This is a genomic window from Roseateles sp. P5_E11 (genome assembly GCF_054049355.1).
Genome location: NZ_JBFUMO010000406.1, coordinates 1 through 5,408, shown reverse-complemented (window position 1 = coordinate 5,408; position 5,408 = coordinate 1). Strand labels below are relative to the sequence as shown.

Sequence of the window (5,408 nt, the reverse complement as noted above, 5' to 3'; positions counted from 1 at the left end):
GCGCAGGCCAAGGCTGCGCAGAGCGGCGACGGCGGCCAGCATGATGACGGTGCGCTGCGCCGGCACGCCCCAGCCCGAGAACAGCGCATAGACGAAGGCCACCGCCACGCCCAGCCAACGTGCCGCCGTGGGCGCGGGCATGCGCAGGCAGAGCCAGCGGCTGCGGCGCCACAGCGGCGCGACGAGTGCGGAGGCCAGCCAGCCGAGCAGGACGACGTGACTTCCGGAGACCGACAAGAGATGACTCACGCCGGTATCGCGAAACAGATTCCAGTCGCTGTGGGCAATGGCGTTCTGGTCGCCCAGGCTCAGCGCCGCCAGCACGCCGGCCATGCCGGGATCGGCCACGCGTTCGCGGATGGCGGTGCGCAGGCGCTGGCGCGCGGCGTCCAGCGACCACCAGGGCGCCGCCTGCAATCGCTCGGCCGTGCGCACGACGCCACTGGCACGCAGGCCTTGCTCGAACAGCCACAGCTCGACATCGAAACCGCCCGGATTGGCCAGGCCATGGGCGCGCTTGAGGCGGGCGGTAAAGCGCCAGCGCTCGCCCGCAGTGATGGGCGCTGAGTCATAGGCCAACAGCATCAAACGTCGCGGCACTTCGGGCGGCAGCGCTGTGCCCGTTGCGCCGACCGAGTCCACGGCAAATTCAAAGCGCCAACCCGGCGCGCCCCCCTGGCCGGTGACGGCGATGGGCAGCGAATCGATGCGGCCGCCCAGCACCAGATCGCGGCCTTCCCAGGCCGGATGCAGTTCGGGCTTCATGCGCAGCTCGGCGCGCAACCCCGCCTGCGCGAAGGCGAACACGGCGACCGCACCCGCCAACGCCAGCCAGTGGCGGCGACGCAGCAGCAGGAGCACCACGAAAGCCAAGGCCAGCAGCGCGTATTCGGCCGCCGTCGGCAGCCGCTCGCAGCATTGCAGCAGGGCCAGGCCGGCCAGCCAGGCCACGCCCGTTGCCACCAGTTCGCGCACGCCCCACGGCCGCTGAGCCAATGCCCCTCCCCTGTCCCGCCTTATTGGGACGCGGGGTGTAGCATGCCGCGGTTTTTCGCTTGCGCCACCGCGCTACTACGCATGAGCTCTTCTGCCATCCAAGCCAAGCTCGCCGAACTCGGCATCACCCTGCCGCCGCTGGCCATTCCTGCTGCCGCCTACCTGCCGTTCACGCGCACCGGCAACCTGCTGTTCCTGTCGGGCCATATCGCCAAGAAGGACGGCAAGCCCTGGGTCGGCCAGCTCGGCAAGGATGTCGACACCGCCACCGGCCAGGCGGCCGCACGCGCCGTCGCCATCGACCTGCTCGGCACGCTGCAGGCCGCCACCGGTGACCTGGGCAAGATCRTGCGCATCGTCAAGGTGATGAGCCTCGTGAACAGCACGCCCGACTTCACCGAGCAGCACCTCGTCACCAACGGCTGCTCCGAGCTGTTCGCCGCGGTGCTGGGCGAAGCTGGCAAGCATGCCCGCAGCGCCTTCGGCGTGGCCCAGATCCCGCTTGGCGCCTGCGTCGAGATCGAGCTCATCGCCGAAATCGCCGTCTGATGTTCAGCGCCCCTTCCAAGCTGCCGGCCCGTGCGCTGGCCGGCATGGCCGTGGCGAGCTTCGGCGCCGTCGGCATCGCCTTGATCGCCCAGCACCAGTTCGGCGTCAAGCCCTGCCCGTGGTGCGTGCTGCAGCGGGCCATCTTCCTGGTGATCGGCGCCGTCTCGCTGCTGGGCTGGCTGGTGAGCGCCAAGCGCGCGCTGCGTCAGACGGCCCTCGTGGTCGTGCTGATGCTGTGCGCCGCGGGCCTCACGGCGGCCGTCTTCCAGCATGAGGTGGCCTCGCAGAGCGCCACCTGCGCGATGGGCCTGGCGGACAAGATCGTCACGGCGCTCGGGCTCGAGGAGCTGTGGCCGTCGGTCTTCATGATCACGGCCAACTGCGCGGAGGCCGCAGCCTATCGCCTCATCGGCCTGCCCTACGAGATCTGGAGCGGCCTGCTGTTCGCCGCGCTGGCCGCCCTGGGCCTGATCGTCCTGAACCAGCGCCGCTAAGTCAGCGCGGGCAGGCCGGCGAGCAGCTTGTCCAGCGTCAGCGGGTAGTCGCGCACCCGCACGCCGGTGGCGTTGTAGACGGCGTTGGCCACCGCGGCGGCCGCGCCGCAAATGCCCAGCTCGCCCACGCCCTTGGCCTTCATCGGCGACGAGATCGGGTCGGTCTCGTCCAGGAAGATGACCTCCTGATGCGGGATGTCAGCATGCACCGGCACCTCGTAGCCGGCCAGGTCGTGGTTGACGAAGAAGCCGCGGCGGTGGTCAACCTTCAGGTCTTCCATCAGYGCCGCGCCCACGCCCATGGTCATGGCGCCGATGACCTGGCTGCGCGCCGAGGTCGGGTTCAGGATGCGCCCCGCCGCGCACACAGCCAGCATGCGCCGCACGCGCACCTCGCCAGTCGTCGCATCCACCGCCACCTCGGCGAAATGCGCGCCAAAAGTGGACTGCTGGTAGCGCTTGTCGAGATCGCCATATTCGATGCCGTCCTCGGCCACCAGGCCGGCAAAGGACTTCAGCGGCATGGCCTTGCCGCCGCCACGCACCTCGCCACCGGCAAATTCCGCGTCGGCCATGCCGGCCTTCTGGGCGACCATGCCGCGCAGCTTCATGCAAGCCGCATACACGCCGGCCGTCGAGTTGTTGCCGCCCCATTGGCCGCCCGAGCCGCAGGACACCGGGAAGCTCGAATCCCCCAAGCGCACGACGACCTTGTCGAGGGTCACACCCATGGTCTCGGCTGCCGTCTGCGCAATGATGGTGTAGCTGCCGGTGCCGATGTCAGTCATGTCGGTTTCGACGATGACGCGCTCACCCTCCAGGCGCACGCGGGCCTTGGATTTCATCAGCAGGTTGTTGCGGAAGGCTGCTGCCATGCCGAGGCCCATGAGCCACGCGCCCTCGCGCACCTGCGCCGGTTTGGCATTGCGCCGGTTCCAGCCGAAGCGCTCGGCGCCTTGCTTCATGCACTCCACCAGGCGGCGCTGCGAGAAGGGACGCTGCGGCTTCTCGGGGTCGACCTGGGTGTCGTTGCGCACGCGGAACTCGATGGGGTCCAGACCGAGCTTTTCGGCCATCTCGTCCATCGCGATCTCCAGCGCCATCAGGCCTGGCGCTTCACCCGGCGCGCGCATGGCATTGCCCTCGGGCAGGTCCAGCACGGCCAGGTGCATGGCGGTGTGGCGGTGTTCACCGGCATAGAGCAGCCGCGTCTGGGCCGTGGCCGTCTCGGGGCCGCCGCCGGGCAGGTTACCGGACCAGCTCTCGTGCGAGATGGCCTGGATGCGCCCGTCCTTGTTGGCGCCGATGCGGATGCGCTGGATGGTTGCGGGCCGGTGCGTGGTGTTGTTGAACATCAGCGGCCGCGTCAGCGCAATCTTGACGGGCCGGCTGGCGGCCTTGGCACCCAGGGCCGCCAGCACGACGTCGGCGCGCAGGAAGAGCTTGCCGCCAAAGCCGCCGCCGACGAAGGGCGAACGCACGCGCACGTCCTGCTTGGGAATGCCCAGCGTCTTGGCGAGGTCGCCGACGGCCCAGTCGATCATCTGGTTGGACGTCCACACCGACAGCTTCTTGCCCTCCCACCAGGCGATGGTGGCATGCGGCTCCATCATGGCGTGTGCCTGGTCGGGCGTCGTGTAGCTGGCGTCCAGCTGCACCGGCGCCTTGGCGAAGCCGGCCTCGAAGTCGCCATGCTTGGTCTCGGCCTCGCCACCGAAGCCATCGCTCTTGGCCACCGGCGCATGAGGCTTCTCGGCGGCCAGGTCGAAGCGGCCCTTGGCGGCCTCGTAGCGGATGTCGATCAACGCCGCCGCGGCGCGCGCCTGCTCGAAGCTTTCGGCCACGACGACGGCCAGGGCCTGGTGGTAGTGGTCGATCTGCGGGCCGCCGAGCAGCTTGGCGGTGTTCATGTTGCCCTTGCCGAGCTTGCCGGCGTTCTGGGCCGTGACGATGGCGAGCACACCGGGTGCCGCGCGGGCGGCGCGCAGGTCCATGGCGGCCACGCGGCCCTTGGCGATGCCGGCACCCACGACATAGCCGACGGCCGGCGCTTGCTTCAGGTCGTGGTGTTCGTAGGCATAGGGCGCCATGCCGGTGGTCTTCAGCGGGCCATCGATGCGCGGCGTGGGGCGGCCGACGATGCGGCCCTGGTCGATGGGGTTGGTGGTGGCGGGCTGGTCGAATCTCATCATGTGCTCCGTGCAGGATGCAGGGAGTCGACCAGCAGGCGCTCGGCCAGCTTGAGCTTGAAGGCGCTGTCCTGCTGCGGGGCCGCGCCGGCGAAGGCCTGCCCAAAATAGGTATGCACACCGCGCGAAAGCTGGCCTTCGGCCGCCTCCACACGCCAGGGTCTGGGCGCCACGCCGCCGAAGGCCAGGCGCGCGCTGCCATCACGCTGCACGATGGCGGCCAGCGACACGAGGGCGAAGGCATAGGACGCCCGGTCGCGCACCTTGCGGTAGACCTGGGTGCCGCCCGCGGGTGGCGGCAGCAGCACCGAAGTGATCAGCTCGCCGTGAGCCAGCGTGTGCTCGACGTGGGGCGTATCGCCGGGCAGCTTGTGGAAGTCGGCGATGGGGATGCGGCGCACCTGGCCATCGGGTTTGATGGTCTCGACCTGCGCATCCAGCACGCGCATGGCGACGGCCATGTCGCTCGGGTGGCTGGCGATACAGGCTTGGCTCGTGCCGATGATGGCCAGCGAGCGCGCCACGCCGCCGATGGCGCTGCAGCCGCTGCCGGGCTGGCGCTTGTTGCAGGGCTGGGCGGTGTCGTAGAAATAGGGGCAGCGCGTGCGCTGCAACAGGTTGYCGGCCGTCGTTGCCCGATTGCGCAGCTGGCCCGAAGCGCCGGCCAATAGCGCACGCGACAGCACCGGGTAGTCCTTGCGCACGCGGACGTCGCTGGCCAGGTCGGCATTGCGCACCAGGGCGCCCACGCGCAGGCCGCCGCCGTCGACGGGCTCGATGCGGTCCAGGCCCAGCGCATTGACGTCCACGATATGGCCCGGCGCCTCGATCTTCAGCTTCATCAGGTCCAGCAGATTGGTGCCGCCGGCGATGAACTTGGCGTCGGGCCGGCCCGCCACCGCCGCGGCGGCTTCGGCCGGCGTGCGCGCACGCTCGAAAGTGAAGGCTTTCATGCGGCCTCCTTGGCAACGCTGGTGATCGCCTCGGCGATGTTGGAGTAGGCGCCACAGCGGCAGAGGTTGCCGCTCATGCGCTCGCGCAACTCGTCGGCGCTCAGCAACGGCTTGGCGGTCAGGTCGGTCGTCACGTGGCTGGGCACGCCGCGCTTGAGCTCGTCCAGCATGCCGGCGGCCGAACAGATCTGGCCCGGCGTGCAGTAGCCGCACTGGTAGCCATCATG

The 5,408-nt window shown here is 69.7% G+C and carries 6 protein-coding genes; 2 read left to right on the top strand and 4 right to left on the bottom strand.

Annotation, left to right across the window (positions count from 1 at the left end):
• The coding region (locus ACXJKR_RS23160; protein ID WP_457324807.1) for a ComEC/Rec2 family competence protein at positions 1 to 996 on the bottom strand (996 nt) is incomplete at its 3' end.
• Positions 997 to 1,077: 81 nt separating this feature from the next.
• Here ACXJKR_RS23160 and ACXJKR_RS23155 point away from each other — a divergent pair.
• Both ACXJKR_RS23155 and ACXJKR_RS23150 read left to right on the top strand, forming a co-directional pair.
• Positions 1,078 to 1,545 (top strand): RidA family protein, encoded by a 468-nt coding sequence (locus ACXJKR_RS23155; RefSeq protein ID WP_457324806.1) that lies wholly within the window; start codon positions 1,078 to 1,080, stop codon positions 1,543 to 1,545.
• Positions 1,545 to 2,039 (top strand): disulfide bond formation protein B, encoded by a 495-nt coding sequence (locus ACXJKR_RS23150; protein WP_457324805.1) that lies wholly within the window; start codon positions 1,545 to 1,547, stop codon positions 2,037 to 2,039. The genes ACXJKR_RS23155 and ACXJKR_RS23150 overlap by 1 nt, the downstream gene beginning before the upstream one ends.
• Here ACXJKR_RS23150 and paoC read toward each other — a convergent pair.
• From paoC to ACXJKR_RS23135, 3 genes are all read right to left on the bottom strand, one after another.
• The gene (paoC, locus tag ACXJKR_RS23145) at positions 2,036 to 4,228 is read right to left on the bottom strand and encodes an aldehyde oxidoreductase molybdenum-binding subunit PaoC (protein ID WP_457324804.1); all 2,193 of its coding nucleotides are present in this window, start codon (positions 4,226 to 4,228) and stop codon (positions 2,036 to 2,038) included. The genes ACXJKR_RS23150 and paoC overlap by 4 nt on opposite strands.
• On the bottom strand, positions 4,228 to 5,181 hold the full coding sequence (locus ACXJKR_RS23140; RefSeq protein ID WP_457324803.1) for an FAD binding domain-containing protein: 954 nt from the start codon (positions 5,179 to 5,181) through the stop codon (positions 4,228 to 4,230). Before ACXJKR_RS23140 ends, paoC begins: the two co-directional genes overlap by 1 nt.
• Positions 5,178 to 5,408, bottom strand: a 231-nt coding sequence (locus tag ACXJKR_RS23135; protein ID WP_457324802.1) for a 2Fe-2S iron-sulfur cluster-binding protein, incomplete at its 5' end; no start/stop codon positions are given. The genes ACXJKR_RS23135 and ACXJKR_RS23140, both read right to left, overlap by 4 nt.